The sequence below is a fragment of the Pseudomonas sp. 2024-210 genome, from assembly GCF_045062345.1.
GTDB lineage: Bacteria > Pseudomonadota > Gammaproteobacteria > Pseudomonadales > Pseudomonadaceae > Aquipseudomonas.
On sequence record NZ_JBJGEJ010000002.1, the window covers coordinates 258,501 to 275,788 of the forward strand.

A 17,288-nucleotide genomic window follows, 5' to 3' on the forward strand; every position below is an offset into this window, starting at 1 on the left:
GGTTCGGTCTCAGGCTGCCTGTTTAGCCGTGACGAAAGCCGCAAGGCTGGCCACGTTGGAAAAGTGATTGCGGGTGTCTTTGGCGTCGGCGTCTATTTTGATGCCGTAGGTTTTCTGGATCGCCAGGCCCAACTCCAGCGCGTCGACCGAGTCCAGCCCCAAGCCTTCACCAAACAGGGTTTGCTGGTCGTCAATGTCATTGACGCTGATGTCTTCAAGGCCCAGGGCGTCAATGATCAGTTGTTTGATTTGTGTGTTCAGATCGCTCATCTGTGGCGAGTTCCTTAATAAAGTAGTCATGCACGAAGTCATTGAGCAGGCGCGAAGCTTTGGGCGGCGGGCCAAGCGCGGTGAAGGTTGTAGGATCTATATCGGCGCCAACGTGGAAACTGAAGTGCACGCGACGATCGGGAATGCGATACCAGGGTTCGGCCTTGGTCAGCGTGGTGGGGCTGACCTTGATCACCACCGGGGTGAGGATCTTCGCACCCCGCAGCGCAATAGAGGCCGCCCCGCGATGAAAGGCAGGCGCATGCCCCGGCTGCGTGCGGGTGCCCTCAGGGAAAATGATCAGCGTCTGGCCTTCGCGCAGGGCGCCAGCAGCGGTGTCGAGCATATCGACGCTGCCGTCATTGCTGATGTATTGCGTGGCACGCACGGGGCTGCGGGTGAACGGGTTTTGCCAAAGGCTTTGTTTGACCACGCAATTGGCGTTGCGCACCAAACCGATCAAAAACACCACATCGATCAGTGACGGGTGGTTGGCGATGATCATCTGCCCGGGCCGCCCCAGTCGTTCAGCCCCTTGCACCTCGTAGGTGAGCACACCCATGCGCGCCATGGTGCGAATAAATAGCCAGAACAAACGACTGACCGTGGCCCTGGCCCGTTCGCGCTGGCGAACGGTGTCGCCCGGCAAGCACCCCAGCACCGGAAAAACGATGAGCCGCAGGCACAGTCCACCGACGCCGAACAGGGCAAAGCTCAGCCCGGTGGCGGTCAGGCGCCAGTAATAAGCGTCGCGGCGGTTACTCACCGCTACGTTGCCAGGTCCAGACACGATGTTTCCAGGCGTGTTGGAAGCAGGTTTGCCCATCGAGCAGATGACGCACCAACTGCAACGCGTGAGGCCAGGGGGTTTTGGCGGCATCGCCCAAGCCTGTCTTCAGTGACAGCTGCCATTGCGTGCCGGGCGTCACGAGCAGGCCCACGGCATAAGGGAAGGGCACATCATCGACCCAGCGGGCATACGCGTGGGGCGGCTGCTCTTCGGTGATCACCAGCAACACAGCGGGCGCGCCTTCGCTGAGCAGGGCGCAGGCCTCGATCAGACCATGTTCCAGGCCATCCCCCGCCGCAGCGAGGGCCGTCATTTCGCTGGTTTCGCCGCGCATGATCGACCATAGACCGATCACCGCGTTATGCACCGAAAGGCTGAATTGGGTGGGGGACAAAGGCTGATCGGCGGCCAGATCGCTGAGGATGTCAAAGGTGCGCGGTGTTTCACCGTGACGGGAAATAAACACCAGTGGCAATGCTTCACGGCCTTCTGCCAGCGGCCAGCCGACGCTAAACGCCATGCGCGCCAGCCTGCTGAGGCGGCGGCGCTGCATGGCCGGTAAAAACGACACATCCGGCGCGTTGTCGCTGGCGGCGAGCACGTGGGGTTGCTGGCTCCAAGCCTGCCAATCGGCCACGCTTTCGAGGCCCGGAGCCCAGGCGCGCCATGCGGCAATATTAAAGGTAATCACTGGAGTGTTGTCCCGCCCTTGCGGGCTTCCTTGATGTGGCGGCAGGCAGCGAGCTAGGCGGCACCCTGAGAAGTGCTGGCATTATCCCGGTGCGGTTGGCTCGTAGCAAACACCGCTTACATTTTAAGGTGCAGTTTTTTAGCTGATCGGACGAAAAAGCTATCTTTTTGCCAAAGTTGAACTATAGGCAATCACTACGGCTTCTGAAAAGTGGCTCATTGCTGAAGTATGTAGGGTTAATTCTTTTTAGTTTGTGGCTCTTTTTTGTGCGAGGTAGCGAATTTACCTACATGGCATCTACACTCGGGCTCTCATTGATACACGGAGGTCTTGAAATGCGGCGCGTGGTGTTCAATCAAAAAGGCGGTGTGGGCAAGTCCAGCATCGCTTGCAATCTGGCTGCCGTCAGTGCCAGTGAGGGGTATCGAACCCTCTTGGTAGACTTGGACGCTCAGGCCAACTCCACCCAATACCTCACCGGACTGACCGGCGACGACATCCCGATGGGGATTGCCGATTTCTTTAAACACAGTCTGTCGGCGAGTGTGGGTTCCAAGAAGAATCGAGTCGATATTTACGAAACCCCCTACGAAAACCTGCACATCATCACGGCCACCACCGAGTTGGCGGATCTGCAGCCCAAGCTCGAGGCCAAGCACAAGATCAACAAGCTGCGCAAGTTGCTGGATGAACTGGCTGAAGATTACGACCGGATTTACGTCGATACACCGCCCGCGCTGAACTTTTATGCGGTATCGGCGTTGATTGCCTGCGATCGTGTATTGATTCCCTTCGATTGCGACAGTTTCTCGCGCCAAGCGCTGTATGGCCTGCTGGCTGAAATCGAAGAGCTGAAAGAAGATCACAATGAAAACTTGGTGGTTGAGGGCATAGTGGTTAACCAGTTCCAGTCGCGGGCCAGCTTGCCGCAGCAAATGCTGGACGAATTGATCAACGAAGGGTTACCGGTCTTGCCTGTGTACCTCAGCAGCTCGGTGAAAATGCGCGAGTCCCACCAAGCCAGCCAGCCGCTGGTGTATTTCGACCCGCGGCACAAGCTGACGCAACAATTTGTTGAATTACACGACTACCTGGATCAGAACGCTTAAGCCCGCACCCCATGGCTTTGCAGCCATGCCTTGAGTTGCTGCAACGGCAATGCGCCACTTTGGCGAGCGATCTCCTTGCCGTTTTTGAACAGAATCAAACTGGGGATCGAGCGAATCCCCAGCTGGGTTGCCAATTGCTGATTGGCTTCACTGTCCAGCTTGGCCAGCCGGCATTGACCGAGCAATTGGCTGGCCGCTTGCTCAAACACCGGCGCAAAAGCCTTGCACGGCCCGCACCACTCGGCCCACACGTCCAGCAACAACGGCAGGTCGCCCTTGATTTGACTGGCGTAGTCGGTTTGCCGCATCTCAAAGGGTTTGGCCAGCAACACCTCGTTTTTGCAGCGCCCGCACTTGGGGTGGTCGCCCACGCGCTCGGCAGGAATTCGGTTAAGGCCGTTGCAGTGGGGGCAGGGGATCAGCAGCGGTTCGGTCATGGCGCACTCCATCAAAGCGATTTCGATATGGCGTGCAGTTCAGCAGATCATTACCCAACCTGCCACTGATGCGTAACGCATCTGTTCATACGCAGTCGGTGGTGTCCGAAATTCTCAGCGCAAAACGCCAGCTCAACGTACGGCAAATTCGCTGGCTGGCCGATTACTTCAACGTACCTGTGGATATGTTTATTTAACGCGTTGAGCCTGCACCACGCTGTCCAGCATGGCATCGATCAACCCTTTACTCATTTCAACCAGCTGCAGGCTGGCGAAGGTCAAGCTGTGGCTGGTTTGAGGGGCGGCGAGCTGGCTTTCTGCGCTCAACACCGCTGCGCTGCCGAGTAATTGCGCGCTCAACTCAAGCGCAAGCTTGATCGGGATACCGGGGTTTACGCTGAACAAAGGTTCGCCTGTAAAGCTTTGGCCGAAGGGGTAGGGCTACTGATGCACATGGAATCTCTCCTTTTTAGAATTGGAGTAGCCACCGTTCGCCGTCAACCGAATGGGTGGCAACTGCGTGCGGGTTGACGGACCGGTTAAAAAGAAGAAACCCGGCGCACTCGAGAGTGCCCCACACACAGCTGCCATAACACGATCAAATCGAGCACAGGCAGGCGTGAACACAGCGACGAAATCGCTGATTCTTCTTTTAGGGGGCGGACCGTCAAATCCGGTCACGAGTGTGTCGTGACGTTGGCGAGGATAGGGGCTGACTGCGTGAGGGTCAATCAGAGGATGGCCCGGCCGGGGATCAAGGGCAGGGGCCATAGCTTTTTGAAAAAACCTCTTTATATAACGAAGAAACTTACGCGCTGTTTGTAGTTTGTCTGACATTGCCATGACTTTATTGGCACTACTCTCTTTTCCTCATATTTTGATGCGATCTCTGTTGCTTTTAAGTGCTCAAAAATCGAGTTAGGCGTGCTTTTTTGTGTGCTGGGAAGTGATGAGATTTGCGGATAGTTAAAATAGGGAAACCAGGGCTAAATATATTTAAAGGGTTTAAGTCAATGGAAGAAAAGATAGATGAAGAGCCTTTTATCATCTGGCCTGTATACGAAGTAGCAAAATTTAGATGCCCTAAGTGTGAAGGTGTATTTACACTTTCAACCGCTGAGGTTTCAAAGCTACTGGCCGAGCAGCCGTTGAAGTGTTTGCAAGGTGAACACTTGATAGCCTTGGGTGAGGCGGGGATAAATGAGTTGGTTAAGCGGGAGCGATGTATAGAGGTTCTTGACTCTGTGATGAGTGTAGTGTTCGTTGTTTTATTGATTTTGTCATTGGTTTTGGCTTTTGCTGTAGCCAGCGAGGCGGGTGCTTTTGTCGGCGCCTCAGGAACCGTGATTTTAGGCTTTATGCGTTATTACTGTACGTTCGGTAAATCCGCCGTGATGCTGGTTGCTGGAAAGCTGACTTTCCAAAAAATACGGCCTCTCCAGCATGCGCAGTTTTGATGCAGGCAGCAGGTGGCGTGCTAAAGCTGTCCGGTAGTAGTGTTAATACGTGATCGGTCGATAAGAGAGTGCCGTCAATGACCATAACCAAAACAGTAGATGTTCGCTGCCTGCACTGCGACAACGCCTTTGAGTTGCTCGCCGAACAGGTCAATGAGTCGATTGAGTGTGGCAGTGTTAAATGCCCGAACTGCGCTCAAGCGTTGTTATTGAAAGAGGCTGATGTGGTTAAGTTGCTCAGCGTTATAGCTAGCAATAAAAGGGCGATAATAATGTTTGGCTCTTTGACGATGGGGGTGCCGGTTGTCAATATTTTTGTTCTGATTCAGTGGGGGGCAGCGATGGGGTTTTTAAGTTTTTTTGCAGGTCTACTTATAGGTGCCTGCCTGCTGCCAAAGAAAGGGAGTACTTCATTCATTCGTCTTGATTTGGATGTAAAAGCCGACGCGGCACAGATCTGAGTTGTCTCAGGTGAGCCAATAAATGACGGTTAAGTGAGGCGGTATAGTTTAGTTAAGCTTTCAGGGAAGCGATGAGTAACTTGAAAGAGCAGGATGAATCGCTTCCGGTAGGCAATTACCGCTTTACCGCCTTTCTCTGTGATGGGTGTAATGCCGAGATAGATGCCACCCATGTAGAGGTTAAGTTATTGAATTTTCTGTTTTACGACGAACAACTGATCTCTAAATGCTTGCCCCACTCCGGCGGGCGCTCGGCATAGGTTTCCATCCCCGGCTGTTCGGTAAATGGCCGGGTCAGAACATCATGCAAACGTTGCACTTCGCTGTAGTCCCCTGCTTCAGCGGCATCAATGGCTTTTTGCGCCAGATAATTACGCAGGATGTACAGCGGGTTGACGGCGTGCATGCGCTCGCGTCGCAGGTTTTCATCGTCTACTCCTTCGCGCTCAACGCGAGCAACGTACTGCGCTGCCCACTCATCAAACCCCTTGAGGTCGACGAATTCGTCACGCAATCGCGCAACGGCCTTGGCGGCGGGCTCATCACCCAAACGGCGGAAGAACAAGGTGTAGTCGATGCTGCTGCCTTGCATGCGTTGCAACAGGGTTTCGATCAACTGTTGATCACCGTCTTCGGCGGTGGTCAGGCCCAATCGGCGGCGCATCAGGTCAAGGTAATGAGCCTGATACAACGGCAGGAAGAGGCCAAGGGTTTCTCGCAGGGCTTCAACACTGATAAACGGCGTCAGTGCCTGCGCCAGTGCGCTGAGGTTCCATTGACCTATCGGGACTTGATTGCTGAATGAATAGCGGCCTTCGTTATCGGAATGGTTGCAGATGAAGTTGGCGTCGAAATCATCCAGAAAGGCGAACGGGCCGAAGTCGAAGGTGATGCCCAGAATCGACATATTGTCGGTGTTCATCACGCCGTGGCAAAAGCCGTATGCCTGCCATTTGGCGATCAGTTCAGCGTTGCGCTCGACCACTTCGCGAAACATCGCCAGATACGGCTCGGGCTGTTCCAGGCATGCGGGAAAGTGCAGGGCCAATACGTGTTCGCCCAACTGCTTTTGCTGTTCAGGTTGTTGGGTGTAGTAGAAATATTCGAAATGCCCGAAACGGATATGGCTCGGGGCCAGGCGCAACACCATGGCGGCGCGTTCTTGTTTTTCACGCCACACTGGGGTGTCTGAGCCGATCACGCACAAGGCACGGCTGCTGGGGATGCCCAGCGCGTGCAAGGCTTCGGACGCCAGGAATTCGCGAATAGAGGAGCGCAGTACCGCGCGGCCATCGCCCATGCGCGAGTAAGGGGTCATGCCGGCGCCCTTGAGGTGCAAGTCCCAATGCTCACCCGCGTCGTTGTACACCTCGCCCAGCAACAAACCACGGCCATCGCCCAAACGCGGGTTATACGAGCCGAACTGATGGCCCGAATAGACCATGGCGCGGGGTTCGGCATCGGCCCATAGGGTGTGGCCGCCAAACAGCTGAGCGAAGACGGGGTCATGAGTCACGGCGGGGTCGAGATCGAGCAGACCCAGGGCTGCGGTGCTGGCCACGACGACGCGCGGTGCGTCGACAGGTTCGGGCAGCACATGAGTCGAGAACGCGTCGCCCAAACGGGCAAAGCGGTTATCGAAGGTCAGTTCGTTCAGCGTTTTCAAGGGGTGGCTCCAGCAGTGGGGGCAACAGGTTCTGTAGCAGCTGCCGAGGTACGAGGCTGCGTTCGGCGGCGCAGCCGTCGTACATTCAGACGCCTCAGTGAATCAGTTGAATCTGACACTCAAGGTTTACGATCGCTTCGCAATCGGACGTCGCCTTCGGCAACTGCTACGTCGGGTTGGGCTTATCCAGCGTCAGCTTTTCGGCCGGTGCTTGCGGGTCGACAGGCACCAACTTGTATTCCTGACCATGAAGGTTTTTAAGGTACACCTCCATCTGCTGGAACGAGATGTTGATGCTGTGGTTTTTGAATTCGCGGTTGATAAAGCGGTTTACTTCATCGATAACCGGGTTGCGGTCGCCCAGGTCACGCACGTGCATACGCAGCTCGTGGTCCAGTGTGCTTTGGCCGAAGCTGAGGAAGAACACATGTGGCTCAGGGTCTTTGAGCACACGCGGGTTTTCTTGCGCGGCCTTGAGCAGCAGCTGTTTGACCAGATCCAGGTCGGAACCATAATCGACCCCCAGTTTCAGGGTGACGCGGGTAATGGTGTCGGTCAGCGACCAGTTGATCAGTTGCCCGGTAATGAAGGTTTTGTTCGGGACGATAATGTCTTTGCGGTCGAAGTCGGTAATGGTGGTCGCACGGATGCGGATCTTGCTCACCGTGCCCGACAGGTTGCCGATGGTGATGGTGTCGCCGATACGCACCGGGCGCTCAAACAGGATCATGATGCCGGAGATAAAGTTGGCGAAGATCTCTTGCATGCCGAAGCCCAGCCCTACCGACAGCGCGGCCACCAGCCATTGCAACTTGTCCCAGCTCACGCCCAGGGTCGAGAGGGTGGACACAAAGCCGACGCCGATAATCACGTAGGTCAGCAGGGTCGTGGTGGCGTAGGCACTGCCCTGGCCCAGATCGAGCCGTGACAGCACCAGTACTTCCAGCAGGCCGGGCAGGTTACGCGCCAGCGCAATGCTGATGCCGATGATGACCAGCGCTCCGATCAGGTCGCCGAAGCTGATGGGTACCATGCTCATGTTGGCGCCGGTGCCGCTGGTGTATTCGTAGAGGGTGATGTTGTCCAGGTAGGAGAATACCGAGATCAAGTCAGACCATACCCAATACAACACCCCGATAAAACCTGCGAGCAAGGCCAGACGGATCAGGCGCAGCGATTGCTGATTGACCTGCTCAATGTCCAGCGTCGGTTCTTCAATCACGATGTCGTTGCCTTCGCCGGCCTCTTTGGCGGCCTGGCGTTTGGCCAGTGCGCGCTGGTAGGCCAGGCGTCGTGCTGCGACCGCCAGGCCGCGTACGAAAGCAGCCTCGATCACTAGCCAGAACATCAAGAGGTAGAGGGTGTTGATCAACCGGTCGCTGAGTTTGAGTGCGGTGTAGTAATAGCCAAAACACACGGCGACAAACAAGGCGAGCGGCAGCAGGGCAAACAAAAAGCCCAGCGTTTTACGCACGCGATAGGCTTTTTTGTCGCCCTGATCGTTGAGCAGCAGGCGAAACAGCAGCCAGCTCATGGCCGCGTAGCAGCTCAGAACGACGAGGATGCCCAGCACGTCATCAGCCAGCGCCGCCGGCTGTTGTTCGGCAAAGGCAACAACGGCCACCAGCGCGAGCACCACGAAGCCCAGTTTGCGGATCCATTTTTGCAGGAACTCGACCAGCGGCTTTTCCCAGCGAAAATGCAGCTCGGCCACGCCACCCGGCGCCAGAATGCGGTAGATCGTATAGAACACCAGCCAGGCTTCAGCCATTTGTATCAAGGCCGCTCCCATGTTGGCGTTCATGCCGCGGGCGTCGGTTTGCAAGGCGTACCCGCACAGCGCCAGCGCCAGCGCAATCGGCATGGCTAGCAAGACGTTGATCAAAATGGCCAGCGGCGTGTGCCATTGGCTGTCACGTTTGAAGTGGCCAATGTCCTGATGGATTTCGTTCAATTTGCCGTATAGGTATTTGCGCTTCCACAGCAGGGCAACAATCAGCAGCACCAGCGGTAAAAACAACAGCGGGCGTTGGCGCAAGCCATCAGCCAATTCGCTGAAACTGGAGGTCCAGGGCAGGGTGAGGACTTGCTGCTTGAGCTGACGGGGCGCTCCTTCGAGCCATTCCAAATCCAGCGGTTTATTGCTGGGGATCCAGAACATTTGCTCATCAAGCGTGGCCCGCAGGCTTTGCGCGGTGCTAAGCAATTGTTTCTGGTTGAGCTGAAGGGTGATTGACTCGTTGAGCAGTGAGCTTAGCTCGCGGTTCAGGCGGTCGAGCAGGTCACCGCGGGTATTGACCAGATCTAACAGGGTTTTACGAAGTTGCGGGTTGACCTGATCAGCAGGCTGGGTTTTGAGCAGATTGTCGACGTAGGTGGTCGGGTTGCTGATCAACTCGCGCTGCTGGTTGATTTCGAACTGATACAGGCGAATGTCAGCAATCTCGTCCGCCAGGTTTTTGTCCATTTTCTGCAAACGGGGCAGTGCTTGTTTCTGTTTGTAGAGAATCTTGGACAGCAGCAAACTGCCCTTTAGAACACTGATTTGCTCGTCCAGCGCCTGATCGCTCTGGGTCACGTTATCCAGTTGCTGCTTGGTTTCGAGGTTTTGCTGTGTGACTTCGTTGAGGCGGTCGGTACTGCGCAACAGGTAGTCAGAGAGCTTCAGGTTGATCGCGCTTTCGGTGGCCAGCAGGCTGCTGCTGCCTGACTTCTGTGCTTCGATGGATTGTTCAGTCACCGTTTGTTGCGATTGAGCCAGACGCTTCTGGTTGATCAGGGTTTGCAGGTCCTGAATTTCTCGGTCCTGACGTGTGGTTTTTTCCAGCAGCAGGTCGTGTTGGCTGCCGCTCAAGTCTTGCAGTTGGCTGTTACCTGCCAGCTCTTGGCGACGCAAGGCGATGAGTGCGTTAAGTGCGGCGATTTCGGCATTGAGCTGATTGCGTTGATCGGCGTTTAGCAATTTGCCATTGTCGCGGCCGGTTTTGAGGATGTTGTTGATCTGCTGAATGCGTGTCTGACTGGTGCTGATTTCGGCTTGCGCCCGCTCTGGGCGAGTCTGGGCGGCAATGCTTTGGCTGTTGGCAATGCCCAGGGCTTTTTGCAGTTCACCTTGTTGCGTCGTGCGATCAGCCAGCATTTGTTCCAATTGCGCAACGGAAAGGTCTTTGTAACGTTGAGCGACGGGCACGGCCGGGCTGGCTTTGAGGCGGGCCAGTTCGCGCTGATTTTCTTCTGTCTGGTCTGACGCCGTGGCCAGTAGCTGCTTGATATCGGTCAGGCGCTGCTCGTAGTCAGCTTTGTCCCCCAGTAGCGTGAGGGTCTGCTGCAACACACCTTGCAAGGCTTTCTGGTCGGCTTCTGGCAGTTTTCGCTCGGCAATTTTGTCGAGGCTTTGCTGTATCGACTCGGGCGACGGGGGCTCAGCGGCCTGGAGTGTGCCAACAGAAAGGCTCAGGCCGAGCAATGCGGTGACGAATAACGTGCGCAGTAGTGACATAGGTACCGGTCAGACGAGCGTAGGAAAATTGGAGTTTAGAGGAACAACCCGGGACCCGGGGCACTTCCTTCGGGGAATCTGACGCCCACTTTGCCTATCTTGTTCCCGTCCATGACCGCAACGGTCCAGATGGTGTTGTTCCATTCCACCTGATCGCCGACCACCGGAGCACCGCCGACTTTTTGCGCAATAAAGCGGCTGAGGGGCAGGTTGGGGTCAACGCCGTTGAGCTGCAAGCCATACAGGGCAGAGACCGCGCCCAGCTGGGCGTCACCTTCCAGGACGAAGTCGCCGAAGAAGCGCAGATCGAGGCCGCGAGTAGGGGGTTGGCTGAACAGTTTGCCGAGGGCTGGCAAGTTGTGTTCATGACCGATTACGCAGAGTAAATCGCCGACGTCGAGGGTGGTACTACCCGACGGGTGGAGCAGTTTCTGATCGCGAAACAGGGCGGCGATGCGGGTGCCGTCGGGCATTTTCAGTTCCCGCAGCGCAGCACCGACGCACCAATTTTGTGCGTCGAGCCGGTAGACGAACAGTTCCCACTCGCTGGTGGGGTGAACTTCGAGGGCGGCGCGAGACACCGGCGCTAAATCAGGTGGCACGGTGACTTTGAGCAACTTGGCCACCCACGGCAGGCTGGTGCCTTGAACCAGCAGGGACACCAGCACGATAAAGAACGCCAAATTGAAATACAGCTGCGCGTTGGGCAAACCGGCCATCAACGGGAATACCGCCAGAATGATAGGCACGGCACCGCGCAGCCCCACCCAGGAGATAAATACTTTTTCGCGGCCGTGGAAAGCCTTGAACGGCAGCAGGCCGACGAATACAGACAGGGGCCGGGCGAACAGAATCATCCACAGCGCCAAGGCCAGCGCGGGGATGGCGATGGGGAGCAAGTCATGAGGCGTGACCAGCAGGCCCAATACCAGAAACATGCCGATCTGAGCCAGCCAGGCCATGCCGTCAAGCATGTGCAAAATGCCGTGGCGGCTGCGAATCGGGCTGTTGCCGATCACCAGACCGCACAGGTAAACCGCAAGGAAGCCGCTGCCGTGCAGGGCGTTGGTCAGGGCAAAGACCGCCAGTCCGCCAGCAATGACCAGAATCGGGTACAGACCGTTGGCCAGGTGGATGCGGTTGACCATTTGCAGCAATAGCCAGCCCCCGGCCAGACCGACCGCGCCGCCAATACCGAACTCTCGCAGCAGGTTAAGCAGCAGGCTGGCGTGCAGGTTAGTTTCGCCGCTGGCGAGCATGTCGATCAGGGTGACCGTGAGGAACACCGCCATCGGATCATTGCTGCCGGACTCGATCTCAAGGCTGGCTGACACCCGCTCGTTCAGGCCTTTGCCGCCCAACAGCGAGAACACGGCTGCCGCATCGGTTGAACCGACGATAGCGCCGATCAGCAGGCCTTGAATCAGGTTGAGGTTGAACAGCCAGGCAGCCATCAAACCGGTCAGGCCCGTGGTGATCATCACCCCGACTGTCGCCAGCGATAACGCCGGCCACAATGCGACGCGAAAGCTCGACACCCGTGTGCGCAAGCCGCCGTCGAGCAAGATCACCGCCAGAGCGAGGTTGCCGACCAAGTAGGCGGTGGGGTAGTTGTCGAAAATGATTCCGCCGCCATCGACGCCTGCGGCCATACCCACCGCCAGGATAATGACCAGGATCGGGATCCCAAGGCGCGAGGAGAGTGAACTGACGAGAATGCTTGCACCTACCAGCAACGCGCCGATCAAGAACAGGCTGTTGATGGTTGTTGCATTCAAAGGCAGTACTCCTGAAGACATAAAAGACAAGGCGTAGACGGTCTATGCAGTCTACGTGCCAGCGATTCTAACCTGCGCGATTGGCCAGCTGTCAAAAAGGTTTTCAGGATATGAATTCGAGTGCGCACAGCGTTTTTTTACACTCATTGAACGGGTTGCACTGACGGCTTCGCATGGTGATTGTCGCGAGGTCTGAGGCTTTTTCTTACAAGAGAGAAGGATCTAGCCTGCATTTTTTTGGCCCGGCAAATTGTATCTCTATGTCACATTTCTATTAACCAATGGATGAGTCATGAAACCTACCCCTTTGACCAGAGATCCGGTGTCAGATGTAAATCGACTATTGGGTCTGGGTCCAAGCGAGTTGTATGTCGTGTCTGTCACCAAGTTTGTAGTGCTGTATTTGCTCACGGGCGGTGGGTACATCGTCTATTGGTCATACCGCAACTGGGCAACCTATAAAGAACGAGTAGGGGCTGACATCCTCCCTTTAGTGCGCGCTGTGTTGTGGCCGTTTTTCATTCTTGATCTGTTCGACAAGATTCAGAACGGTCTGGAGCTGGCCGGCAGGCAATGCCGGTGGCACCCCGAGCCCCGCGCGCTACTGATTATGTTAATGGTCATGATCTCGACCCTGTTTGCGATGTTTTTTGATAGCCCGGATGACGCCGGGGTGGTTTTTATTGCCAATGCACTGCTGATCACGGTGAGTGTGTTTTTGTTTGTCGGCGCCCAGCGCGCTATCAATCTTCTGGCGGCTGACAGCTTGGGGTGCAGTAATTGCAGCTTCAGTGTGAGCAATGTGGTGTGGGCGTTAATCGGCGTCGTTTCAGTGGTACTTCTGGCGTTTTCTGTGTTGGTGCGCACGGGGTAAGTTCCCGAATGGGGCGCACAAAAAAACCGGGCACTTTTCAGGTGCCCGGTTCTTGATGTTTCAGCCTGCGATCAACCGATGGTCATCAAGCTTGCGTTACCACCCGCTGCTGCGGTGTTAACGCTCAGTGCGCGTTCAATCACCAGGCGTTCCAGAGCAATAGACGTTTCGCCTTGGGACAGACCTTGCACACCGACAATAGCGCCTGCGCGTTTGGCCACTGTCTGGCAGACCTCACGCAGTTGATCGCAATCGCCGTGGTGCAGAACGGCGTCAAACATCACATCGTCTCTCGTCCAGTCTGCAACCCGCTTGATGCGTGCTTGCACGGCTTGAGGCAGGCGCGCTATCACGGTTTGGCTCAGTTCATTGTCCGGCACTACCGCCGAGCTGCCCACGGCCAGCACAGCCGCCAGTTGGGTGAGCAGGTCGCTTTCGACTTCGGCCAGGCACAACACATGTTCGCGCGGCAGGATGGCGTAGCTGTTGCGCTCGCCGGTCGGGCCATTGAGCAGGCGAGTGATACCGCTTTGCGAATGGGCGGCATACTCGTCGCACAACTGGGCCAGCGCCGCGTGTTGAGTGTTGTTGGCCCAGTCTTGCAGAGCCTTCAACGGTTTGCTTAGCGCTTCGCGAGCTTGAGTGTCCGTCACAGTGACGGCGTCAGTTTTGGCGAATGATTGCTCAATCGCGTCAGCGGGACGGGTCGACAACAGGCGGAACAAGTACAGCGGGCCGCCAGCTTTAGGGCCTGTGCCCGACAAACCTTCGCCGCCGAATGGCTGCACGCCGACCACGGCGCCGACGATGTTGCGGTTAACGTAGACGTTACCGGCATTGACGTTGTTGACCACTTTGGCAATGGTTTCGTCGATGCGGGTGTGTACGCCCAGCGTCAGGCCGTAACCCGATGCGTTGATTTGTGCGATCAGTTGGTCGATATCTTTGCGTTTGTAACGCACCACGTGCAGCACCGGGCCGAAGATTTCGCGTTCCAGCTCGTCAAAGCTTTCCAGTTCAATCAGGGTCGGCATGACGAAGGTGCCGCGTTTGCACTCTTCAAGGTCGGTGATTGCCATTTGGTAGACGCTACGGCCTTTGCTGCGCATGCCCTGAATGTGTTGCTCGATACCGGCCTTGGCTTCGGCGTCGATCACCGGGCCAATGTCCACGTTCAACCGCTCCGGGTTGCCCATGCGCGATTCGGCCATGGCCCCTTTCAGCATTTCGATGACGCGATCTGCAGAATCTTCCTGCAGGCACAGCACACGCAAGGCCGAGCAACGCTGACCGGCGCTGTCGAAGGCCGAGGACACCACGTCGATGACCACTTGTTCAGTCAGCGCCGAAGAGTCAACGATCATGGCGTTCTGGCCGCCGGTTTCAGCGATCAGCGGGATGGGGCGGCCCTGTGCATCCAGGCGGCCCGCGATATTGCGTTGCAGCAAGCGCGCGACTTCGGTGGAACCCGTGAACATCACACCTTTGACGCGATCATCGCCCACCAGGCGTGCGCCCACCGTTTCGCCACGTCCCGGCAGCAGTTGCAGCACACCTTCAGGGATACCGGCTTCCAGCAGAATGCGGACGGCTTGAGCCGCCACCAGCGGGGTTTGCTCGGCCGGTTTGGCCAATACCGGGTTACCGGCAGCCAGCGCGGCAGCGACCTGGCCGCTGAAAATCGCCAGCGGGAAGTTCCACGGGCTGATGCACACCACTGGGCCCAGAGGGCGGTGGGCGTCATTGGTCAGGTCGTTGCGCGCCTGCACTGCGTAGTAACGCAGGAAATCGACGGCTTCTCGGACTTCCGCAATGGCGTTGGCGTAGGTCTTGCCCGCTTCACGTGCCAACAGGCCCATGAGGGGTTGAATGTCACCTTCCATCAAGTCAGCAGCGCGCTCCAGAATCGCCGCACGTTCGGCCGGTGGTGTGGCTTGCCAGATAGGGGCGACGTTCAGTGCGCACTGGATGGCGTTATCGGCATCTTCAACAGTGGCTTCTTGTACATGGCCAACGACGTCACGCAGGTCGGACGGGTTGAGCACCGGCGCAGGCGTTTCGCTGCTGGAGGCGCAACCGAGCATCGGTTCCGCTTTCCAGTGGTTGTGGGCGGTAGCCAGCAAGGCGCAGGACAACGACGCCAAGCGATGTTCGTTGGACATGTCGATGCCGCTGGAGTTGGCGCGCTCGCTGCCGTACAGGTCACGGGGCAGGGCAATGCGCGGGTGCGGCAGGCCAAAACCGCCTTCTTGCGCTGCCATGTGCTCGATCTGCGAGATCGGGTCGGCGACCAACTCTTGAATCGAAATGGTGTGGTCGGCGATGCGGTTAACGAACGAGGTATTCGCGCCGTTTTCCAGCAAGCGACGCACCAGATACGCCAGCAGTGTTTCGTGGGTGCCGACGGGTGCGTACACGCGGCACGGACGGTTCAGCTTGCCTTCGGCCAACTTGCCGACAACCTGCTCGTATAACGGCTCGCCCATGCCGTGCAGGCATTGGAATTCGTACTGGCCGGGGTAGTAGTTCTGACCGGCAATATGGTAAATCGCCGACAAGGTTTGGGCGTTGTGCGTGGCGAACTGCGGGTAAATCGCTTCGGGCACGGCCAGCAATTTTTTCGCGCAAGCGAGGTAGGACACGTCGGTGTACACCTTGCGGGTGTAGACCGGGTAGCCTTCCAGGCCTTCGACTTGGGCGCGTTTGATTTCGCTGTCCCAGTACGCGCCTTTTACCAGACGGATCATCAGACGATGGCGGCTGCGGCGCGCGAGGTCGATCACGTAATCGATCACGTACGGGCAACGCTTCTGATACGCCTGAATGACGAATCCGATGCCGTTCCAGCCCGCCAGTTGCGGTTCGAAGCACAGGCGCTCAAGCAGGTCGAGGGAGATTTCGAGGCGATCGGCTTCTTCGGCGTCAATGTTTAGGCCGATGTCATATTGCTTGGCCAGCACGGTGAGTGACAGCAGGCGCGGGTACAACTCGTCCATCACGCGCTCGTACTGGGCGCGGCTGTAACGAGGGTGCAGGGCCGACAATTTGATCGAGATGCCCGGGCCTTCATAAATGCCACGGCCGTTGGACGCTTTGCCAATCGAGTGGATAGCTTGCTCGTAGGAGGCCAGGTATTTCTGTGCATCATGCTCGGTCAGTGCCGCTTCACCGAGCATGTCGTAGGAGTAACGAAAGCCCTTGGCTTCAAAGCGCGTGGCGTTGGCCAAGGCTTCGCCGATGGTTTCACCGGTAACGAACTGTTCGCCCATAAGGCGCATGGCCATGTCGACGCCCTTGCGGATCATCGGCTCGCCGCTTTTACCGATGATGCGGCTCAGCGAAGAGGTCAGGCCGGCTTCGTTGTGGGTCGAGACCAGTTTGCCGGTCAGCAGCAGGCCCCACGTCGCGGCGTTTACAAACAACGACGGGCTGTTGCCCAAGTGCGGGTGCCAGTTGCCGGTACTGATCTTGTCGCGGATCAGGGCGTCACGGGTGCCTTTGTCCGGGATGCGCAGCAGCGCTTCGGCCAGGCACATCAGGGCTACGCCTTCCTGGGACGACAGGGAGAATTCTTGCAGCAAGCTTTGAACGATGCCGGCGCGACCCCCCGCGCTCTTCTGATTGCGCAGTTTTTCGGCAATCGAGGCAGCAAGGGCTTGAGTGGCCGCAGCCATCGGCGCAGGCAGGCGAGCCTGTTCGATGAGCATGGGCACGACTTCAGGTTCTGGACGGCGGTAGGCCGAGGTGATTGCCGCACGCAGAACGGACTGCGGCAGAATGCTTTCGGCAAACTCCAGGAAGCACTGATGCGTGTGATCGGTGGGGGCGTCGTCAGCATCGTCGCCGCCGGGCACGCCGCTTAACTCGGTCAGGGTTGCACCACCCTCGAGTTTTTCCAGGTAATTGAAAATTGCCTGTTTGATCAGCCAGTGAGGCGTGCGATCAATCGAGGTCGCGGCAGCTTTGAGGCGCTCGCGGGTTGGGTCATCAAGTTTGACCCCAAGGGTGGTGGTAGCCATATTTTTATCCTCATGGGTGCCGCAGTTGCGCGGCAGCAGCTGGCGGCAAGATTAGCGCTGTGCCGAAAGAGGTGCAACCTAGTGCAACCCGTTTTATCTGCGCTTTGTCAGGATTTTTATAAGTCGGATAATCGCGCGCACACCTCTGGTGCTTTTGGATCGGTCTTGGGGGTTTTTTGCTCCGAAAAGGCGCAAAACCCCTGAATTGAGACGAAATGGCGACAAGGTGCAACTTGC

At 57.1% G+C, this 17,288-nt stretch carries 13 protein-coding genes and 1 pseudogene; 5 read left to right on the plus strand and 9 right to left on the minus strand.

The features are described 5' to 3' along the window. Positions 1-9: 9 nt before the first annotated feature. From ACI7MX_RS03865 to ACI7MX_RS03875, 3 genes are read right to left on the minus strand one after another with little or no spacing between them, the layout of a single operon-like run. Entirely contained in the window at positions 10-270 is a 261-nt protein-coding gene (locus tag ACI7MX_RS03865; RefSeq protein ID WP_122785155.1) for a phosphopantetheine-binding protein, read from the minus strand. Continuing rightward, positions 230-1,036 (minus strand): lysophospholipid acyltransferase family protein, encoded by an 807-nt coding sequence (locus ACI7MX_RS03870; RefSeq protein WP_405585354.1) that lies wholly within the window; start codon positions 1,034-1,036, stop codon positions 230-232. Before ACI7MX_RS03870 ends, ACI7MX_RS03865 begins: the two co-directional genes overlap by 41 nt. After that, complete coding sequence (locus ACI7MX_RS03875) at positions 1,029-1,751, minus strand: beta-ketoacyl synthase chain length factor (protein WP_405585057.1); 723 nt, start codon at positions 1,749-1,751, stop codon at positions 1,029-1,031. The genes ACI7MX_RS03870 and ACI7MX_RS03875 overlap by 8 nt, the downstream gene beginning before the upstream one ends. 335 nt (positions 1,752-2,086) lie before the next feature. Between ACI7MX_RS03875 and ACI7MX_RS03880 the strand changes: the two genes are divergently transcribed. After that, a complete protein-coding gene (locus ACI7MX_RS03880) occupies positions 2,087-2,860 on the plus strand; it encodes a ParA family protein (protein WP_405585060.1) in 774 nt (257 codons plus the stop codon). Here ACI7MX_RS03880 and trxC read toward each other — a convergent pair. Beyond that, on the minus strand, positions 2,857-3,297 hold the full coding sequence (gene trxC, locus ACI7MX_RS03885) for a thioredoxin TrxC (protein WP_314483751.1): 441 nt from the start codon (positions 3,295-3,297) through the stop codon (positions 2,857-2,859). The two genes, ACI7MX_RS03880 and trxC, sit on opposite strands and share 4 nt — an antisense overlap. 83 nt (positions 3,298-3,380) lie before the next feature. Between trxC and ACI7MX_RS03890 the strand changes: the two are divergent. Next, a pseudogene (locus ACI7MX_RS03890) lies at positions 3,381-3,494 on the plus strand (transcriptional regulator); the annotation flags it as partial. Here the strand turns inward: ACI7MX_RS03890 and ACI7MX_RS03895 are convergent. Beyond that, positions 3,487-3,702 (minus strand): DUF3077 domain-containing protein, encoded by a 216-nt coding sequence (locus ACI7MX_RS03895; protein WP_405585063.1) that lies wholly within the window; start codon positions 3,700-3,702, stop codon positions 3,487-3,489. The pseudogene ACI7MX_RS03890 and the gene ACI7MX_RS03895 overlap by 8 nt on opposite strands. Before the next feature lie 608 nt (positions 3,703-4,310). Here ACI7MX_RS03895 and ACI7MX_RS03900 point away from each other — a divergent pair. Then, a complete protein-coding gene (locus tag ACI7MX_RS03900; RefSeq protein WP_314483755.1) occupies positions 4,311-4,754 on the plus strand; it encodes a hypothetical protein in 444 nt (147 codons plus the stop codon). 77 nt (positions 4,755-4,831) lie between these two features. Beyond that, positions 4,832-5,215, plus strand: a complete 384-nt coding sequence (locus tag ACI7MX_RS03905; protein ID WP_405585067.1) for a hypothetical protein — start codon at positions 4,832-4,834, stop codon at positions 5,213-5,215. Between the two features lie 202 nt (positions 5,216-5,417). On the opposite strand, the gene selO is transcribed toward ACI7MX_RS03905, so the two are convergent. From selO to ACI7MX_RS03920, 3 genes are all read right to left on the minus strand, one after another. Continuing rightward, positions 5,418-6,881, minus strand: coding sequence for a protein adenylyltransferase SelO (gene selO, locus ACI7MX_RS03910; protein ID WP_405585070.1), 1,464 nt, complete (start codon positions 6,879-6,881; stop codon positions 5,418-5,420). Between the two features lie 166 nt (positions 6,882-7,047). Further along, a complete protein-coding gene (gene mscK / locus ACI7MX_RS03915) occupies positions 7,048-10,380 on the minus strand; it encodes a mechanosensitive channel MscK (protein ID WP_405585073.1) in 3,333 nt (1,110 codons plus the stop codon). Between the two features lie 35 nt (positions 10,381-10,415). Continuing rightward, positions 10,416-12,158 carry a potassium/proton antiporter gene (locus ACI7MX_RS03920; RefSeq protein WP_314483762.1) on the minus strand — a complete coding sequence of 581 codons (1,743 nt, stop codon included), beginning with the start codon at positions 12,156-12,158 and terminating at the stop codon, positions 10,416-10,418. A gap of 292 nt (positions 12,159-12,450) precedes the next feature. Here ACI7MX_RS03920 and ACI7MX_RS03925 point away from each other — a divergent pair, with 292 nt between their 5' ends. Next, positions 12,451-13,032 (plus strand): hypothetical protein, encoded by a 582-nt coding sequence (locus ACI7MX_RS03925; protein ID WP_405585077.1) that lies wholly within the window; start codon positions 12,451-12,453, stop codon positions 13,030-13,032. 71 nt (positions 13,033-13,103) lie between these two features. Here the strand turns inward: ACI7MX_RS03925 and putA are convergent, their stop codons facing one another. Further along, positions 13,104-17,051 carry a trifunctional transcriptional regulator/proline dehydrogenase/L-glutamate gamma-semialdehyde dehydrogenase gene (gene putA / locus ACI7MX_RS03930; RefSeq protein ID WP_405585080.1) on the minus strand — a complete coding sequence of 1,316 codons (3,948 nt, stop codon included), beginning with the start codon at positions 17,049-17,051 and terminating at the stop codon, positions 13,104-13,106. Positions 17,052-17,288: the final 237 nt, after the last annotated feature.

Excerpts from the sequence above, each read along its gene's own strand:
- ACI7MX_RS03880 (WP_405585060.1), top strand. The coding sequence starts at position 2,087 with ATGCGGCGCGTGGTGTTCAATCAAAAAGGCGGTGTGGGCAAGTCCAGC.
- ACI7MX_RS03900 (WP_314483755.1), top strand. The coding sequence starts at position 4,311 with ATGGAAGAAAAGATAGATGAAGAGCCTTTTATCATCTGGCCTGTATAC.
- mscK (WP_405585073.1), bottom strand. The coding sequence starts at position 10,380 with ATGTCACTACTGCGCACGTTATTCGTCACCGCATTGCTCGGCCTGAGC.
- putA (WP_405585080.1), bottom strand. The coding sequence starts at position 17,051 with ATGGCTACCACCACCCTTGGGGTCAAACTTGATGACCCAACCCGCGAG.
- ACI7MX_RS03865 (WP_122785155.1), bottom strand. The coding sequence starts at position 270 with ATGAGCGATCTGAACACACAAATCAAACAACTGATCATTGACGCCCTG.
- ACI7MX_RS03925 (WP_405585077.1), top strand. The coding sequence starts at position 12,451 with ATGAAACCTACCCCTTTGACCAGAGATCCGGTGTCAGATGTAAATCGA.
- ACI7MX_RS03905 (WP_405585067.1), top strand. The coding sequence starts at position 4,832 with ATGACCATAACCAAAACAGTAGATGTTCGCTGCCTGCACTGCGACAAC.
- trxC (WP_314483751.1), bottom strand. The coding sequence starts at position 3,297 with ATGACCGAACCGCTGCTGATCCCCTGCCCCCACTGCAACGGCCTTAAC.